We start from the raw sequence: 16,887 nt of genomic DNA on the forward strand, positions 1-16,887 counted from the left end.
CCCCCGCGTCGGGCGCGCAGCGCGCGTGAGAAATCTAACCCACGAGGCTCGTACCGCGCCGCTCTTGGCACGCAATGCGAACATCGGACGGATGCTGCGCAACCACGGCTCCGCGACCAGCCAGACTTTGCGGACTTACCGGCCCTCGGGCACGGTGCAGGTGGTCTGCGCCGCGGTCTGCCCGGCGATGTCGGACGGCAGCTCGACACGCGTCTCCGCCGCCGGTGTCTCGGTGACCGGCGCCTCCGCGGCTGGCGTCTCAGCGGCGGGCGTCTCAGCGGCGGCCTCGGTCGCCCCCGGAGTCGGAGCCACCTCGGGCTTGACGGCCTCGCCAGTCACCTCGACGCCATAGCCCTGGCTCGCGTCACCGGTCAGCGTCAGCGGCTGGTTGGCCTTGAGCGCATCGAACAGCACCTTCGCAGCATCCTTCACCGGCATCACCCGGCTGGCGCCGTCGCCCAAGGCGTAGCGCGTCGGGTACTGCACGAAGACGATGTCCTCGTACGGCACGTCCTTGACCGCCATCGCGATCTGCACCATGAGGGTGGGGTTCGTGAGGCCGGAGCTGAGCACGAGCTGCTCCTGCTGCACCTGACTGATCGCGGTGGTGGCGAGGTTGAGCAGTGTTGCCGGGTTCGCGAGCACCGAATCGGACTGGAGCTTGCGCACCATGGACGACATGAACTGCTGCTGGTTCGAGATGCGGCCGAGGTCGGAGCCGTCGCCGATGCCATGACGGATGCGCAGGAACTGCAGCGCCTGCACGCCCTGCAGGGTGTGGGTCCCGGCGGTCAGTTCGAGTCCGGTGTGCGAGTCGCTGATGTCGCCGGCGACACACACGTCGACGCCGCCGATGGCGTCGGACATGTTGATCACACCGGTCCAGCGGATCGCCGCCGCGAAGTCGATCTCATCCTCGATGAGGGATTCGATCGTGAGCACCGTGCACGCGAGACCGCCGTACTGGTACGACGCGTTGAGCATCTGCGACGACATCGCCGAGTAGTTCCCGCTGCCGTCCTCCTTCGGGCACGACGGGATCGGCACGAGCATGTCGCGCGGGAACGAGACTACGGTCACGCGGCGCGGCTCGTCCGAGATGTGCACGAGCATCGTGACGTCGTTGCGCTCGCCCTCGGTCGCCTTGGCCTGGCACGCCCCCGAGAGCGCGGCGTTCGCGCCCTCGCACGAGTCGGTGCCGACCATGAGGATGTTCACGCCGCCCTCGATCGCGCCGAGCGACGGCGGCAGCGGCTTCTCCTCGTCGAGCACGACGGCGTTCGCGGTGATCGTCTGCGTCGCGTCGAACAGGTTGTAGGCGGCGATGCCGGCCGCACTCACGCCGAAGACGGCGAGCGCGACTCCGAACATCGCGAAGAGGGTCATGAACGGATGCCGCGACTTCAGCACTCCGTGGCGCGCGAGGGGCGTCTGGCCCTCTCTCGAGGGCCGCTTCGTCGATGCCATCAGCCGTTGGACCTGACGTTGCCTGCGGAGCAGGTCTGCTGAGCAGCGTTCTGGCCCGGGATGTTGTCGGGCAGTGCGACCGCGGTCTCGCTGGGCGCGGGCGTCGCCGACGGGTCGGCGGTCGCCGTGGGTGCGGGGTCGGCGGGCGCCTCGGTAGGCTGCGGGTCGGCCACGATCACTCCTCCGGTGAGGTCCTGGTCGTGCGTGACCTCGATCGGCTCGTTGGCCGCGAGCGCCGCCCACAGCTTCTCGGCCGAGTCGTAGTCGGGCACCACGCGGTTGACGTCGGCGGGGTCGGTCAGCACCGGGTACTGCACGAACACGATGTCTTCGAACGGCACGTTCTTGACCGCGAGCGCGATCTGCACGAGCGTCATCGGGTTGGTCAGCGACTTGCTCGGCGTGATGTTGTCGACGGCCGTCGCCGCGAGCTTGTACAGCGTCGCCGGGTTCGACAGCACCTCGTCGCTCACCAGCTTGCGCGCGAGGCTCGACATGTACTGCTGCTGGTTGCTGATGCGGGCCAGGTCGCTGCCGTTCTGCAGGCCGTGGCGGGTGCGCAGGAACTGCAGCGCCTCGACGCCCTGGATCGTGCGAGGCCCAGCCGGCCAGTTGATGGCGGTGTACTTGTCTTTGATGCCGCCGTTGCCGATGCAGACGTCGACGCCGCCGATCGCATCGGTGATGTTGATGACGTTGCCGAAGCTCACCTTCGCGGCGAACGGGATGTTCTGGCCGCTGAGCTCCTTGATCGTCTTCGCGACGCAGGAGAGTCCGCCGTAGCCCCACGCTTCGTTGATCTGCGACTTGCTCGTCGCCGACGTCGTCGAGCCGTCCTCGCGCGTGCACGACGGGATCGGCACCATGAGGTCACGCGGGAACGACACCACGGTCACGCGGCGCGGGTTGTCGGAGATGTGGACGAGCATGTTGACGTCGTTGAGCTGCCCGCCGGCGTCCGCGCCGGTGCAGCGGTCGCCGAAGAGATAGGCGTACTGCTCCTCGCACTCGTCCGTCCCGACCAGGAGCACGTCGACACCGCCCTCGATCGCGCCGATGTCAGGCGGGACCGAGCCCTGGCCCTCGAGCTCGACGGCGTCCTCGGTGAAGCTGGTCGTGAAGTCCGTCGCGGCATAGGCGGCGACACCGGCACCCGACACCAGCACGACGGCGGCGACGATGCCGACGAGCTTCAGGATGAAGCCGAACGGGCTCGGAGACGACAGCTCTCCGTGACGGGCCACCGTACGGCGGCCGCGCCTCGTGGGCTTGTGCGTCGAGCTCACTCGGTTCCTTTCAAGGGGTCTGGGACACCGCCGAAGACGCGCTGTGTGTACACGGGAGACTCCACCGCAGACAAGAATTCCACAGTCGTTCTGTGATTCGCCCTGGACACATCAGACCGATGCCGAAGTATCGGGGTATCCTTTCACACCCCGCTGAGGGTGGGCTGAGGGCGCGCTCCGTCCCGACGATCGACCCCGGCCGGAAAGATTCCCGCCACACTCACCCGGTAGCATCCCGGGCGTGACCGCCCCCGCGCCCTCGCCGGCACCGCGCCCCGCCACGAAGAGTTCCGCTGCGCGCCGTCGCCCTGCGCCGCGGCAACCGCTTGCCCGCCACGCCGCCCGGGAGACGCAGGCACAGCTGCGCCGCCGACGCAGGTATCTCGTGTTCTGCCTGGTGGGCGGTCCGATCGCCGCGGTCCTTCTCGTCGCGCTCTTCGCCGTCGGGACGTTCGCCCAGCAGGTGCTGCAGGTGCGCGATGACATGGAGACGGCGAAGGAGCAGCTGAAAGTCCTCGCCGCCGCTGCGGTGTCCATGGATGTCGCTCAGCTCGAGCAGGCCAGCGAGGACGTCCTCAACCGGACGACGAGGGCGCACGCCACGTCGAACGGCATCCTGTGGGATCTCGCCGCCGAGCTTCCTCAGGTCGGGAACAACGTGCTCGCGGTGCGCACCGTGACAGACGCGGTCAACACGATCACCTCGCAGTCCCTCCCGCCCCTCGTCGACATGATGGCCGCCGCCGGCGCGGAGGAGCGCACCGGGGACAGTCTCGGGATCGACCTGCGGCCGTTCCTCGGGGCGGGGAGCGTCCTGCCGACGGTCATCTCCTCTCTCGAGGAGGCGTCGGCGATCGCGGCGAACCTGGACCGCACCGGCGTCCTCCCTGCCGTGTACGAGCCGCTCGACGGGATGACGGAGTTGATCGCCCTGGCCATCCCCACCCTGAACATCGTCCAGGAGCATCTCCCGGCCATCCTGCACGCGGCGGGCGCGGACGAGCCCATGGTGTACCAGCTGGTGATCCAGACGCCGGCGGAGATCCGCGCGACCGGCGGCGGCCCCGCCCACTGGCTGGTCCTGAAGGTCGAGAACGGCCAGGTGGAGCTTCTCGGCCAGGAGAACGGCGTGGATCTGATGTACATCGAGCTGCCGGAGCTGGGGTTCGACACGGTGAGCGGGTCGCTCCTCAAGCTGCCGACCGAGACCCGTTCGCTGTATCCCTTCGAGTTGACGAACTGGTCGTCGAACTTCACGATGACGCCGCACTTCCCTCGCGCCGTGGAGCTGTTCCAGGCGACGCGCAAGTTGACCGGGAAGGAGCAGTTCGACGGGGTGATCTCCATCGATCCGATCGTGCTGGCCCACATGCTCGAGGCGACGGGACCCCTGACCCTCGCCTCCGGCGAGGTCGTGAACGCCGAGAACACCGCCTCTCTGCTGATGAGCGAGCCGTACGAGCGGTTCGGCACGGACAACGCCGCGATGGACGCGTACTTCAGCGAGGTGACGACGGTCATGTTCGACGCCCTCACCGGCGGCGACTGGGAGATCGGCGCCATGTGGGATCAGCTCGTGCGCAGCGCCGAAGAGGGGCGCGTCTTCGCCTGGTTCGAGGACGACGGCCTGCAGGCACTCGCACATGAGTACGGCCTGGATGGAATCCTGCGGGAGGACAACACCGAGGCGACCCAGCTCGGCATCTACTTCAACGACTACACCGTCGGCAAGCTGAACTACTGGCTGGACTACTCGCAGCATGCGAGCTGCAACGTGGCAGAGCGCACGATCACGGTCACGATGGATCTGCACAGCCGCATGACCGAGGACATCAAGAGCGAGTACACCCTGGGGCTGCGCAACCGGTTCCGCGGGATCGACCCGAGGACCATGATGCTGGATGTGCTGTTCTTCGCCCCTCCGGGTGCGGAGATCCTCTGGACCGACCCCAAACGGGGCGACTGGCAGGATTCGGCGAACTGGCAGGGCAACCGGTTCCGCGACCGCTCAGGTGTCGACCACGACAACACCGCGCTCAGCCGGACGCTCCTGCTCGAAATGGGCGAGGAGCGGACGATCTCGTACGAGGTCCGGCTGCCTGACGGCGATCTCGGCCCGCTGGAGTTGCGCCACTCGCCCGGCCCCAACCACACCGACGTCACCGTCGACGCCGACTGCGGCGCTCTCTTCGCCAGCCCGGAAGGCTCCCGCAACATCCGCCTGTCGAAGATCGGCTGAATCGGACAGCACACTGCGGAGGGTGTGGGATTCGAACCCACGGGACATTGCTGCCCACTGGTTTTCAAGACCAGGTCCATCGGCCGCTCGGACAACCCTCCCGACCGATGCCGCCCCGGGGGGAGGCATCCGTCGAACAGTCGTCGAGTCTAGCCGACGGCGTCAGAGGCGGCGGAGCACCGCGGCCACTCCGCCCTCGTGCACCGACTCGGTGATCTCGCCCGCCGCGTCTCGCACTTCCTGCGGGCCCTGCGCCATCGCGACGGCGCGGCCGCCGTTGTCGAGCGCCCAGCGGAACATGCCGACGTCATTGCGGCCGTCGCCCATCACCAGCACGTGCGCGGGGTCGATGCCGAGCTCGGTGCGCACGAGCTCGAGGCCCGTGCTCTTGTCGACGCCCTTCGGGGCGATGTCGAGCCACGCCGTCCAGCCCACCGCGTACGACACGTGATTGAGGCCGATGCGCTTCACGAGGTCGACGAAATCCTGCTCGCCCTTGTCGGGTGAGACGACGACCACGCGGCACACCGGCTGGGCGCCGAGCTCCTCGAACGGCACGCGCCGAGCCTGCGTGAGGTTCCAGTCCTCGAGGTACTCGGTGTAGAGGCGTCGCCCGTCGGCGAGCTCCACGAGGTACCGGGCGTCGGGAAGGTGCACGCGCAGCTGCTCGAGCACTTCGCGCGGGTCGAACGTCTCGACGTGCCAGCGGTCGTAGCGCAGCTCGTCGGCTTCGACGCGCTTCAGCACCACGGCGCCGTTGGAGCAGACGACGAACTCGGGGGCGATGCCGAGCACCCGCACGATGCCGCGGGTGCCCTCCCAGCTGCGTCCGGTCGCGACCATCACCTCGTGGCCGGCACGGTGCGCGTGCTCCACGGCGTCGACGACGCCGGGACTCAGCGACTCGTCCTCGAGGAGGACGGTGCCGTCGATGTCGAGCGCGATGAGCAGCTGCTCGGTCGCGACTGCGGGGTTCTCGGTGTCGCGCGCCACCTGCTCGACGAGCTTCGCGGCCTTCTTCGGCGCGACGACCTTGATGGAGCCGGTCTTGGGCAGGTGCGCTTCGCTCACGCGATCGGCTCCATCACCTCGAGCCCGCCGAGGAAGGGCCGCAGCACCTCGGGGACCGTGACGGATCCGTCCTCACGCTGGTGGGTCTCGAGCAGCGCGACGATCCAGCGGGTGGTCGCGAGCGTGCCGTTGAGGGTCGCGACCGGCTGCGTCTTGCCGCCTTCGGGTCGGTAGCGGATGTCGAGCCGGCGCGCCTGGTATGTGGTGCAGTTCGAGGTGGAGGTGAGCTCGCGGTACGCGTTCTGCGTCGGTACCCAGGCTTCGACGTCGTACTTGCGAGCAGCGCTCGAGCCGAGGTCGCCGGCGGCGACGTCGATCACGCGGTACGAGAGGCCGAGGTCCTGCAGCATCCCCTCCTGCATCGCGACGAGGCGCAGGTGCTCGGCCTCCGCCTCCTCGGGCGTCGTGTAGACGAACATCTCGAGCTTGTTGAACTGGTGCACGCGGATGATGCCGCGGGTGTCCTTGCCGTACGAGCCGGCCTCGCTGCGGTAGCAGGTCGACCAGCCGGCGTAGCGCTTGGCGCCGCGGGTCAGGTCGAGGATCTCGTCCATGTGGTACCCGGCGAGGGGCACCTCGCTGGTGCCGACGAGGTAGAGGTCGTCGTCTTCGAGGTGATAGACCTCGGCGGCGTGCTTGCCGAGGAACCCGGTGCCGCGCATCACCTCGGGACGCACCAGCGTCGGCGGGATGATCGGCGTGAAGCCGGCCTGCAGCGCGCGGTCGAGCGCGAGGTTCATGAGGGCGATCTCGAGCCGCGCGCCGATGCCCGTGAGGAAGTAGAAGCGGCTTCCCGACACCTTGGTGCCGCGCTCCATGTCGATCGCGCCGAGCTTCTCGCCGAGTTCGAGGTGATCCCGCGGCTCGAAGCCGAATGCGGGGATCTCGCCGTGCGTGCGCAGCGTGATGAAGTCGTCTTCGCCGCCCGCGGGCACGCCGTCGATCACGATGTTCTCGAGGACGCCGAAGGCCTCGGCGGATGCCTCCTCCGCCGCAGCGACAGCGTGCTGGGCCTGCTTCACCCGCTCGCTGAGCTCCTTGGCCTCGGCGACGAGTGCCGCCTTCTCCTCTTTCGGCGCCTGCGCGACCTTCTTGCCGTGCGCGTTCTGCGCCGCGCGGAGCTCTTCGAAGGCCGTGATGGCGGCGCGTCGCGCGCGATCGGCTTCGACGGCGGCGTCGACGGTGTCGGGTGACTCGCCCCGCGCTTCCTGCGAGCGCTTGACCAGCTCGGGATTGTCGCGAAGCAGCACGGGATCGATCACCCTGCAAGCTTAGTCGGCGACCGCGAACCGGCACCCGGACTGTCAAGCCCCACGTCCGATGCCCCCGCCCGGCGATTCGGGTCCTAATCTGTACCTCATGGCGGCGGCATCCGGATCGGGCAACGGTCTTCCCAGCGACGACGCTCCCGTCGACGACGTTCCGACCGGGGAGATCCCCGTCGATCTCAACCCTCATCCGGCCGATGCGATCTACGCCGACGGGCCGTCCACGTCGGAGCTCGACCTCGTCGATGTCGCTGAGGAGGGGACGGATGCTGCGGCCCCGGCCTCCGCCGACTCTCCGGCGCCCGCCCCCACCGGCGACGACGCAGGCGCCGTTGACGCTGCGGACGACGGCGCGGGCGAAACCGAGCCGGGAGCGGCGGCCGCGCCGGACGACGTCCTCCACGAGCCGGAGGACGTCGGATCGGACACCACCGACGACGAAAGCGGTGAGGCGCGTCGTGTAGGTCCCGAGGGCGAGACGCGCCCGATGGAGAGCAGCGGCCGGCCCGCACCCAAAGCGGCGCTGGTCTACAACCCCATCAAGGTCGACGCGGACACGCTGCGCCACACCGTCACCCGCCTCGCTTCCGAGGCCGGCTGGTCGGAGCCCCTGTTCTACGAGACGACGGTCGACGACCTCGGCGACGATGTCACCCGGCAGGCGCTCGACGAGGGCGTCGACGCGGTGCTCGTCGCGGGCGGCGACGGCACGGTGCGCGCGGTGTCGGAGGCGATGAGCGGCTCGGGCGTGCCCCTTTCCATCGTGCCCAGCGGCACCGGCAACCTGCTCGCCCGCAACCTCAAGCTGCCGCTCACCGAGCCCGAGGCGATGATCCGCGCCGTGTTCGACGGCGACCAGCTGTCGATGGACGTCGGCTGGACGGAGCTTGCCCGCCCAGACGGAACCACCGCCGAGCACGCCTTCGTCGTGATGGGCGGCATCGGCGTCGACGCGGCGATGATCGCGAACACGAACCCGCAGCTGAAGAAGACCGTGGGCTGGGTCGCCTATGTGGATGGGGCGGCCCGGTCGCTGCCGAGCGCGAAGCCGTTCCGCGTCGTCTACGAGCTGCCCGGCCACCGGCTGCATTCGTCGAAGGTGCAGAGCGTGCTGTTCGCGAACTGCGGCAGGCTGCCCGCCGGCCTCGACCTCATCCCCGAGGCGTCCGTCGCCGACGGCGCGCTCGACATCGTGATCTTCCAGCCCAAGGGGCTCTTCGGCTGGCTCTTCGTCTGGCGTCGCGTCGCGTGGGACAACAGCTTCCTCCGCCGCTTCCGCGCCGGCCGCCGCGTGCTGTCGCTGCGGACGAAGGACAACGCCGTCGTCTACTCGCGCGGGGCCGGCATCGAGCTCGCGACGCACGAGGCACGGCCCGTCCAGCTCGACGGTGACGAGTTCGGCGAGGCCCTCTCGGTCAAGACCCGCGTCGAGGCCTCTGCGCTCCTCGTCGTGATCCCCAAGGGACACACCACCGACGGTCTCTGATCTGCACGGATGCCGCGGGCCGCGGCATCCGTCTCCTTCTCAGCTCTGCGAGGGCGGGCGGCAGAATCTGAACGGGCTGTCAATGCCCGATGCGGACAGCCCCGCCGCGCAAGGATGGGTGCATGGCCGGCCCCTCGATCGTGTGGTTCCGCGATGACCTCCGCCTCGCCGACAATCCCGCGCTGCGTGCCGCGATCGACCGCGGCGAGCCGATCATCGCGCTCTATGTGCTCGACGAGGAGTCGCCCGGAATCCGCGCGCTCGGCGGTGCCTCACGCTGGTGGCTGCACCACTCCCTCGCCTCGCTGGACGAGCGACTGCGCGAGCGCGGCGCGACCCTCGTTCTGCGGCGCGGTCCGGCGGAGCGCGTCGTACGCGATCTGGTGACGGATGCTGCGGCCGGCGCCGTCTTCTGGAACCGGCGCTACGGCGTGCCCGAGCGCGCGATCGACGCCGCGCTCAAGACGGGGCTGCGGGACGAGGGTGTCGAGGTCGCATCCTTCGCCGGTTCGCTGCTGTTCGAGCCGTGGACCGTGAAGACGGGCGCCGGGTCGCATTTCTCGGTGTTCACGCCGTTCTGGCGCGCGTGCCTGGCGCTGCCGTCACCGCGGGCGCCGATGCCCGAGCCGCGCGAGGTCGACGGCCTGCGGCGGGGCGCAGCATCCGATTCCCTCGATGAATGGGAACTGCTCCCCCAGCGCTCCGACTGGGCGGGCGGGCTGCGCGAGGCGTGGGAGCCGGGCGAGCCCGCGGCGCGACGGCGTCTGCGCGCGTTCCTCGAGGACGACCTCACGGCGTACGACCGGGCACGGGACGAACCGTCCGCGGGCGCGACCTCGCTCCTGTCGCCGCGCCTGCGCTGGGGCGAGGTGAGCCCGTTCACGGTGTGGCACGAGACGGTCGAAGCGGGGCACGGGGGCAGATTCCTCTCGGAGCTCGGCTGGCGCGAGTTCGCGTGGCACACCCTGTTCCACTTCCCCGAGCTCGCGACGAAGAACCTCCGGCCGGAGTTCGACGCGTTCCCGTGGCCACGGCTGAAGCCGACGCACCTGGAAGCGTGGCAGCGGGGCCGCACCGGCGTCCCGCTCGTCGACGCGGGCATGCGCGAGCTCTGGACGACCGGCTACATGCACAACCGCGTGCGGATGGTGGCGGCATCCTTCCTCGTCAAGAACCTGCTCATCGACTGGCGCCGCGGCGAGGAGTGGTTCTGGGACACGCTCGTCGACGCCGACGAGGCGAACAACCCGTTCAACTGGCAGTGGGTCGCCGGCTCCGGCGCGGATGCCGCGCCGTACTTCCGGATCTTCAACCCCGAGCTGCAGGCGAAGAAGTTCGACACCGATGGACACTACGTGCGCGACTGGGCCCCCGACGCAGTCGGCGACGACGCCCCCGAGCCGCTCGTCGATCTCGGCGAGACCCGCAAGGCCGCGCTCGAGGCCTACGAGCACGTAAAGCGGGCCGCGCGCTCCTGACGCGTGGGCCGTGATGACGTCCCGTGACGGAATTCCGGAATGGGATGCTGCGCCCCGCGGTTGCGGCTCGACATGACCACGATCGGAATCATCGGTGCAGGACACATCGGCAGCGCGCTCGCGCGCGCCTTCTCGGGACTCGGCTACGACGTCGTGATCTCGAACTCACGCGGACCCGAGAGCCTCACGAAGCTCGTCGACGACCTGGGGCCGAAGGTCACCGCGGCGACCGCCGTCGACGCGGCCGCGGCGGCCGACATCGCCGTGGTGACGGTGCCGCTCAAGGCGCTGAAAGACGTTCCGGTCGAACCCCTCGCCGGCAAGATCGTCCTCGACACGAACAACTACTACTTCGAGCGCGACGGCCACATCGACGCCCTCGACCGCGGCGAGGCCACGACCTCGGGACTCCTCCAGGAGCACCTGCCCACCTCGAAGGTCGTGAAGGCCTTCAACCACCTGTACGCGTCCGACATCAACGCCGGCGGGCTCGCCGCCGGCGACCCGAACCGCCGTGCCCTCGGCACCGCGAGCGACGACGCCGACGCCATCGAGTTCGTCACCGGCGTCTACGACGCGCTGGGCTTCGACACCGTGAGCGCGGGTCCGCTGAGTGAGTCGTGGCGCCTCGAGCGCGACCGCCCCGCGTACGTGGTCGCACAGACCGCCGCCGAGCTGCGCGACAACCTCGCGAAGGCGAACCGCCTGCCCTGAGTTCCGACCGCGCTCGGCACGTTTCGACTCGCAAGCTCGCTCAACGACCGGGATGGGCGATCCGGAATGCGGATGCCGGGGCGTGGGTTGCCTTCAGCGATGAGCACTGCGACCCCCGCCCCGGCCCTGTCCGTTCTCGACCTCGTTCCGGTGCACACCGGGCAGACGAGCGCGCAGGCGGTCGCGGCATCCCTCTCCCTCGTGGACGCGGCGGATCGACTCGGCTATCGCCGGTACTGGTTCGCCGAGCACCACAACATGCCGGCCGTCGCCTCGACGACGCCGCCGGTGCTCGCGGCGGCTGCCGCAGCGCGCACATCGCGCATCCGGCTCGGGTCGGGCGGCGTCATGCTGCCGAACCACTCCCCACTCGTGGTCGCCGAGCAGTTCGCGGCCCTCGAGGCTCTCGCACCGGGTCGCATCGATCTCGGGCTCGGGCGGGCGCCGGGTTCGGATCCGGTGATCACGCAGCTCCTGCGCCAGAGCGGCACCACGAGCGACGTCGAGCGGTTCCCCGACCACGTGCGCGACATCCTCTCGCTCGTCGCCCCCGACGGCGCCTCGCTGCGCTTCACGTCCGGCGGCACCTACGACGTGCACGCGACGCCCGCCGCGACGACGACACCGGAGGTGTGGCTGCTCGGCTCGAGCGACTATTCGGCGCAGCTCGCCGCGTCACTGGGCCTGCCGTACGTGTTCGCGAACCACTTCTCGGGCGAGGGCCTCGAGCGCGCGCTCGAGCTCTACCGTTCGGCGTTCACACCCTCCGAGACCCTTTCCCTCCCGCGCACCTTCCTCACCGCGAACGTGCTGGTCGCGCCGACCCAGGACGAGGCCGAGGAACGCGCCCTGCCGAACCTGCGCATGACGGCGCGGCTGCGCACCAACAAGCCGCTGGTCGCACTCGAGACGGTGGAGCACTCCCTCTCGAACGCGGCCGACTTCGCCGGCCTGGGCGACACGTTCATGACCTCGGCCCGAGCGAAGTGGTTCGTCGGCACGGCGTCGGCCGTAGCATCCGATCTCCGCTCCTTCGCCATGAAGCACGGCGTCGACGAGGTCATGATCTCGCCGATCGCGGGATCGTACGAGAATGAGCCGATGGATGCCGCGCCGGGCCGCCTGCAGACCCTCGAGCTGCTCGCCGCCGAGCTCGGACTGTGAGCCCGGCGGGGCTCGTCAGTCCAGAGGCTCGGGTTCCCCGGAGATGAGCCCCCGCAGCCAATCCCGTGCCTCGACGAACACGTCGTCCGCGTAGCGCTCGGGGTAGCGCACGACCGCTCGGTCGGCGCGCGGGTACGACCCGAGGAACGTGACCCGGGGGCTGAAGCGGCGCAGGCCCATGAGGGCGTCGGCCATGCGCTCGTCCTCGAGGTGCCCGTCGGCGTCGACGACGAACCGGTAGCGGCCGAGCTCGTCGCCGATCGGGCGCGAGGCCAGCAGCGAGAGGTTGATGCCGCGGGTGGCGAACTGCTCCAGCATCTCGAGCAGGGCGCCCGGGTGGTCGTCGGGAAGCTCGACGATGAGCGAGGTCTTGTCGGCGCCGGTCGGCGGCGGCGGCACGACGGTGCGGCTGACCAGCACGAACCGGGTGACGGCGTTGGGGTTGTCGCCGATGTTCGAGGCGAGCAGCTCGAGCTCGTGGTGCTCGAGGATTCCGGGCGGGGCGATCGCGGCGTCCGCGTCGCTCGATCCGTCGAGGAGCCCCATCGCGCTCGCGACGTTGCTCGCGGCGGGGACGTGCGCGTGTGCGGGCAGCGTGCCGGAGAGCCACTGCAGGCACTGGGCGTAGGCGACGGGGTGGGCGGCGATGAGCGAGACGTCCTGGAGCCGCGCGCCGGGGCGTCCGACGAGGACGAACTCGACGGGCACCAGGTACTCGCCGACGATACGGAGGCCCGGCACGGTGGCGAGGGCGTCCTGCGCGGTCGACACGCCGCCGTCGACGGAGTTCTCGATCGCGATCATCGCGGCATCGGAGCGGCCTTCCACGACGTCGGCGAGCGCCTCGCCGACATTGCGCACCGGCCGCCATTCCTGGCCCCGAGCCTCGGGCACCTGGGCCAGCGCCGCCTCGGTGAACGTGCCCGCGGGCCCCAGGTAGCTGTACGTGCGGCGGACGGGAACGGGAGCCTGCGCGGAGGCGGCCTCGGAAGTCACGCGTGCCAGCCTAGCCCGGGCCCTCCCGTGATCTCGCGGGACCACAGCTCAGGCAGATCCCGCCAGTCCGGCCGTCTGCGGCGTCCCCGGCCGCCGTTCTGCCTGAGTTGTGCGCCGCCCGACCGTCACGGATCGTGCACGGCAGGCCGAGGACAGGCAGACTGGGACGCATGACTCGCGCAGGACAACCGGCCGAAGCATCCGACCTCATCGACATCGATGAACTGATCGCCGCCTATTACGACGTCACGCCAGACCCCTCGGTTCCCGAGCAGCGCGTCGCGTTCGGGACGAGCGGTCACCGCGGCTCGTCGCTGTCGGCCAGCTTCAACGAGAACCACATCCTCGCCACGACGCAGGCGATCGTCGATTACCGGCGCTCTCAGGGCATCGAGGGCCCGCTCTTCCTCGGGCGCGACACACACGGTCTGTCGCTGCCGGCCGAGCGCAGCGCCATCGAGGTGCTGGTCGCCAACGGCGTCGACGTGCGGGTCGACGCGCGGGACTCGTGGGTGCCGACCCCCGCGCTCAGCCACGCGATCCTGACCTACAACCGCGGGAAGGATGCCGCGGACCCCACCCGCGCCGACGGCATCGTCGTGACGCCGAGCCACAACCCGCCGCGCGACGGCGGCTTCAAGTACAACCCGCCGAACGGCGGCCCGGCCGACACCGACGCGACCGGCTGGATCGCGAACCGGGCGAACGAGCTCATCGCCGCCGGCCTCGAGGGCGTCGCCCGGACGCCGTTCAAGGACCTCGATTCCGACACGCTCGGCCAGTACGACTTCCGCGACGCCTACGTGCGCGATCTCGCGAACATCATCGATGTCGAGGCGATCCGCAGCGCCGGCGTGCGCATCGGCGCCGACCCGCTGGGCGGCGCGTCCGTCGAATACTGGGCGCTCATCGCCGAGGTGCACGGCCTCGACCTCACGGTCGTGAACCCCGACGTCGACCCTACGTGGCGGTTCATGACGCTCGACTGGGACGAGAAGATCCGCATGGATCCGTCGTCGCCGTCGGCGATGGCCGGGCTCATCGGCCGCCGCGAGGAGTACGACATCCTCACCGGCAACGACGCCGACGCCGACCGCCACGGCATCGTCACGCCCGACGCCGGCCTCATGAACCCCAATCACTACCTCGCCGTCGCGATCGACTATCTGTATTCGCACCGGCCGGAATGGCCGGCGGATGCTGCGATCGGCAAGACTCTCGTGAGCTCGATGATCATCGACCGCGTGGCCGAATCGCTGGGCCGCGAGCTGCTCGAGGTTCCGGTCGGGTTCAAGTGGTTCGTGCCCGGGCTGCTGGACGGATCGGTCGCCTTCGGCGGCGAGGAGTCGGCGGGCGCATCGTTCCTCCGCAAGGACGGCTCGGTGTGGACGACCGACAAGGACGGCATCCTGCTGTGCCTCCTGGCAGCCGAGATCCTCGCGGTCACCGGCAAGACGCCTTCGCAGCGCTATGCCGAGCTCGAGGCCGAGTTCGGCGCCTCGGCCTACCAGCGCGTGGATGCCCCGGCGTCGCCCGCGCAGAAGGCGGCGCTCGGCAAGCTCGCCCCGGAGGCGGTGACCGCGACCGAGCTCGCGGGTGAGCCCATTACTGCGAAGCTCTCGCACGCGCCGGGCAACGGCGCCGCGATCGGCGGCCTCAAGGTGCAGACCGAGCATGCGTGGTTCGCCGCGCGCCCGTCGGGCACGGAAGACGTCTACAAGCTCTACGCCGAGTCGCTGCGCGGCCCCGAGCACCTGGCGCAGGTGCAGGCCGAGGCCCGCGAGGTCGTGTCGCAGGCGCTCGCAGGCGCCTGAGCCTTCCTCACACAGCGACGCCCGGACCCGCGCGCGGGAGCGCGCGGATCCGGGCGAGGTTCTGTGCGTTCGAGCCCGGGGTCGCCCGGGTCAGGCGCGGTTGACGCCGCGGCGGCGCGTGAAGAGCACGTAGAGGCCCAGCACGACGATCGAGCCGAGGATCGAGCCGATGATGCCCGACGGCTGCAGGAAGCCGCCGTTCGGGTCGCTGCCGAACAGCAGGAAGCCGAGGAAGCCACCGACGAACGAGCCCACGATTCCGAGGACGATCGTCAGCAGGATGCCCATGCTCTGCTTGCCGGGGATGACGGCGCGAGCGATGAGGCCGGCGATCAGGCCGATGATGATCAGGCCGAGGATGGTCCAGAGCATGTTTCTCTCCTTCTGTCTCCTGGACGCTGCGGGGGGTGCGGCGCCTCCTATGAGATGACGAAGACGCTATCGCCGCCCCTTCTCCCGGCCAGGCCTCTACCGCTCGAGCCTCGGGAACGGTACATTACGCGTCCGCGCGCTGCGGCCCCGGGGCCTGCGCAGCGTTCGGGGCGTTTCGACTCGCTCGTTCCTCGCTCGCTCAACTGTCACTGTGGGTAGTGGCTGACCGTGTCTGCTGGCAGGGTCGGCTTGGTGCTCGCTGTCGGGTGTGACTCGCCGCTCAACTGATCACGCCTGGCGTGTGTCTTCCGCTCGAACTGTCCACTCGATGGTGAGCGCCGACGCCGGGTCCTGCCCGTCGTGGTGACTTGATAGAAGCACGGCCGTGATGGCTCATGACAGTTCTGTCCCGCGACGACTCCATCAGAGCCCGGGCGTCGGCTACGACCGCCCCGTCCGCTCAAAGATCAGGAGATCGCAGTGACCATCGTCGCAGACAGGTACCGGTTCGTCACCGGTGTCGACACCCACTCCAAGAAGCATCAATACGCCGTCGTGGACCACACTGGCCGGCTCGTCGACGAACGCGCGTTCCCCACCTCCCCGGCAGGCATCGCCCGCGCTACGAAGTGGCTGGACACCATCGTCGGCGGTCAGCCGCTGCTGGTGGCCATCGATGGTGCCGGTTCCTACGGCCGACAGCTGGCCGAGGCGTTCGCGGGCACCGGTGCCCGGATCGTCGAAGCCCCGTCCATCCGCTACCGCCCCGCGGGCAAGGACGACCGCCTCGATGCCCGCACCGCCGCCACCACCGTGCTGCCGATGGACGCCGACCGGCTCACCGACCGCAAGGCCGGTGCCGAACGCGACGCGATCCAGGTGCTGCTCACCGCCCGGACCGAGATGACCCGGGACCGCACCCGCACCCTCAACGCGCTCACCGCGCTGACCCGCCGGTTCGATCTCGGCATCGATGCCCGCCGCTCCCTCACCACCGCGCAGATCACCACCATCGCGGCCTGGCGCACCCGCCCCACCGACCCCCTCGACGTCCGCACCGCCCGCGCCGAAGCCGTCCGGCTCGCCACCCGCGCCCGCACGCTGACCACAGACCTCGCCGGCAACAAAACCACCCTGCACCAGCTCACGGTCCAGCTCGTCCCGCAGCTGCTGGCCGAGCCCGGCATCGGGCCGGTCAGCGCCGCGCAACTCTACGCGTCCTGGTCACACCCTGGCCGGGTCCACTCCGAGGCCGCGTTTGCTCGCCTCGCCGGCGTCGCCCCGAAGCCCGCCTCCAGCGGCGACCGCGTCCGCCACCGCCTGGACCGCGGCGGCGACCGGCGCCTGAACGCCGCCCTGCACCGCATCGTGATCACCCGCTGGCGCGCCCACCCCGAAACCCTCGCCTACATCTCCCGACGCCGCGCCGAAGGACGCACCGACCGCGACATCCGCCGCTGCCTCAAACGCATCATCGCCCGACACCTCTACCGCCTCCTCGAAGCCGGTTGACGAACATAGAAGCTTCGAGC

13 protein-coding genes and 1 tRNA gene are annotated in these 16,887 nt (G+C 69.9%); 7 read left to right on the forward strand and 7 right to left on the reverse strand.

All coding sequences use genetic code 11. From position 1 onward, the window contains the following. Window positions 1–135: 135 nt before the first annotated feature. The gene (locus ACEYYH_RS18410; RefSeq protein ID WP_374975746.1) at window positions 136–1,467 is read right to left on the reverse strand and encodes an LCP family protein; all 1,332 of its coding nucleotides are present in this window, start codon (window positions 1,465–1,467) and stop codon (window positions 136–138) included. Further along, window positions 1,467–2,753 (reverse strand): LCP family protein, encoded by a 1,287-nt coding sequence (locus ACEYYH_RS18415; protein ID WP_374975747.1) that lies wholly within the window; start codon window positions 2,751–2,753, stop codon window positions 1,467–1,469. Before ACEYYH_RS18415 ends, ACEYYH_RS18410 begins: the two co-directional genes overlap by 1 nt. A 241-nt stretch (window positions 2,754–2,994) precedes the next feature. On the opposite strand from ACEYYH_RS18415, the gene ACEYYH_RS18420 reads away from it, so the two are divergent. Then, entirely contained in the window at window positions 2,995–4,992 is a 1,998-nt protein-coding gene (locus ACEYYH_RS18420) for a DUF4012 domain-containing protein (protein WP_374975748.1), read from the forward strand. A 16-nt stretch (window positions 4,993–5,008) separates the two neighbouring features. Here ACEYYH_RS18420 and ACEYYH_RS18425 read toward each other — a convergent pair. The 3 genes from ACEYYH_RS18425 to serS all read right to left on the reverse strand — a co-directional run bounded on the left by ACEYYH_RS18425 (window position 5,009) and on the right by serS (window position 7,325). Continuing rightward, window positions 5,009–5,093: transfer RNA gene (locus ACEYYH_RS18425), tRNA-Ser, on the reverse strand. 61 nt (window positions 5,094–5,154) lie between these two features. Next, entirely contained in the window at window positions 5,155–6,063 is a 909-nt protein-coding gene (locus ACEYYH_RS18430; RefSeq protein ID WP_374975749.1) for an HAD family hydrolase, read from the reverse strand. After that, window positions 6,060–7,325 (reverse strand): serine--tRNA ligase, encoded by a 1,266-nt coding sequence (gene serS / locus ACEYYH_RS18435; RefSeq protein ID WP_374975750.1) that lies wholly within the window; start codon window positions 7,323–7,325, stop codon window positions 6,060–6,062. Before serS ends, ACEYYH_RS18430 begins: the two co-directional genes overlap by 4 nt. A gap of 97 nt (window positions 7,326–7,422) precedes the next feature. Here serS and ACEYYH_RS18440 point away from each other — a divergent pair, with 97 nt between their 5' ends. The 4 genes from ACEYYH_RS18440 to ACEYYH_RS18455 all read left to right on the forward strand — a co-directional run bounded on the left by ACEYYH_RS18440 (window position 7,423) and on the right by ACEYYH_RS18455 (window position 12,173). Then, window positions 7,423–8,817, forward strand: coding sequence for a diacylglycerol/lipid kinase family protein (locus ACEYYH_RS18440; RefSeq protein WP_374975751.1), 1,395 nt, complete (start codon window positions 7,423–7,425; stop codon window positions 8,815–8,817). Window positions 8,818–8,939: 122 nt separating this feature from the next. Next, a complete protein-coding gene (locus ACEYYH_RS18445; protein WP_374975752.1) occupies window positions 8,940–10,295 on the forward strand; it encodes a cryptochrome/photolyase family protein in 1,356 nt (451 codons plus the stop codon). 72 nt (window positions 10,296–10,367) lie between these two features. Continuing rightward, the gene (locus tag ACEYYH_RS18450; RefSeq protein ID WP_374975753.1) at window positions 10,368–11,009 is read left to right on the forward strand and encodes an NADPH-dependent F420 reductase; all 642 of its coding nucleotides are present in this window, start codon (window positions 10,368–10,370) and stop codon (window positions 11,007–11,009) included. Window positions 11,010–11,108: 99 nt separating this feature from the next. Next, window positions 11,109–12,173 (forward strand): LLM class flavin-dependent oxidoreductase, encoded by a 1,065-nt coding sequence (locus ACEYYH_RS18455; protein WP_374975754.1) that lies wholly within the window; start codon window positions 11,109–11,111, stop codon window positions 12,171–12,173. A 15-nt stretch (window positions 12,174–12,188) separates the two neighbouring features. On the opposite strand, the gene pheA is transcribed toward ACEYYH_RS18455, so the two are convergent. Next, entirely contained in the window at window positions 12,189–13,169 is a 981-nt protein-coding gene (gene pheA, locus ACEYYH_RS18460; RefSeq protein WP_374975755.1) for a prephenate dehydratase, read from the reverse strand. 170 nt (window positions 13,170–13,339) lie between these two features. On the opposite strand from pheA, the gene pgm reads away from it, so the two are divergent. Next, window positions 13,340–14,983: a phosphoglucomutase (alpha-D-glucose-1,6-bisphosphate-dependent) gene (pgm, locus tag ACEYYH_RS18465; RefSeq protein WP_374975756.1), complete on the forward strand. Its 1,644-nt coding sequence runs from the start codon at window positions 13,340–13,342 to the stop codon at window positions 14,981–14,983. 90 nt (window positions 14,984–15,073) lie between these two features. On the opposite strand, the gene ACEYYH_RS18470 is transcribed toward pgm, so the two are convergent. Further along, window positions 15,074–15,355 carry a GlsB/YeaQ/YmgE family stress response membrane protein gene (locus ACEYYH_RS18470; protein WP_374975757.1) on the reverse strand — a complete coding sequence of 94 codons (282 nt, stop codon included), beginning with the start codon at window positions 15,353–15,355 and terminating at the stop codon, window positions 15,074–15,076. A gap of 480 nt (window positions 15,356–15,835) precedes the next feature. On the opposite strand from ACEYYH_RS18470, the gene ACEYYH_RS18475 reads away from it, so the two are divergent. Next, window positions 15,836–16,867, forward strand: coding sequence for an IS110 family transposase (locus ACEYYH_RS18475; RefSeq protein ID WP_374975758.1), 1,032 nt, complete (start codon window positions 15,836–15,838; stop codon window positions 16,865–16,867). Window positions 16,868–16,887 lie beyond the last annotated feature (20 nt).

The organism is Microbacterium trichothecenolyticum (assembly GCF_041938625.1).
GTDB lineage: Bacteria > Actinomycetota > Actinomycetes > Actinomycetales > Microbacteriaceae > Microbacterium > Microbacterium trichothecenolyticum_D.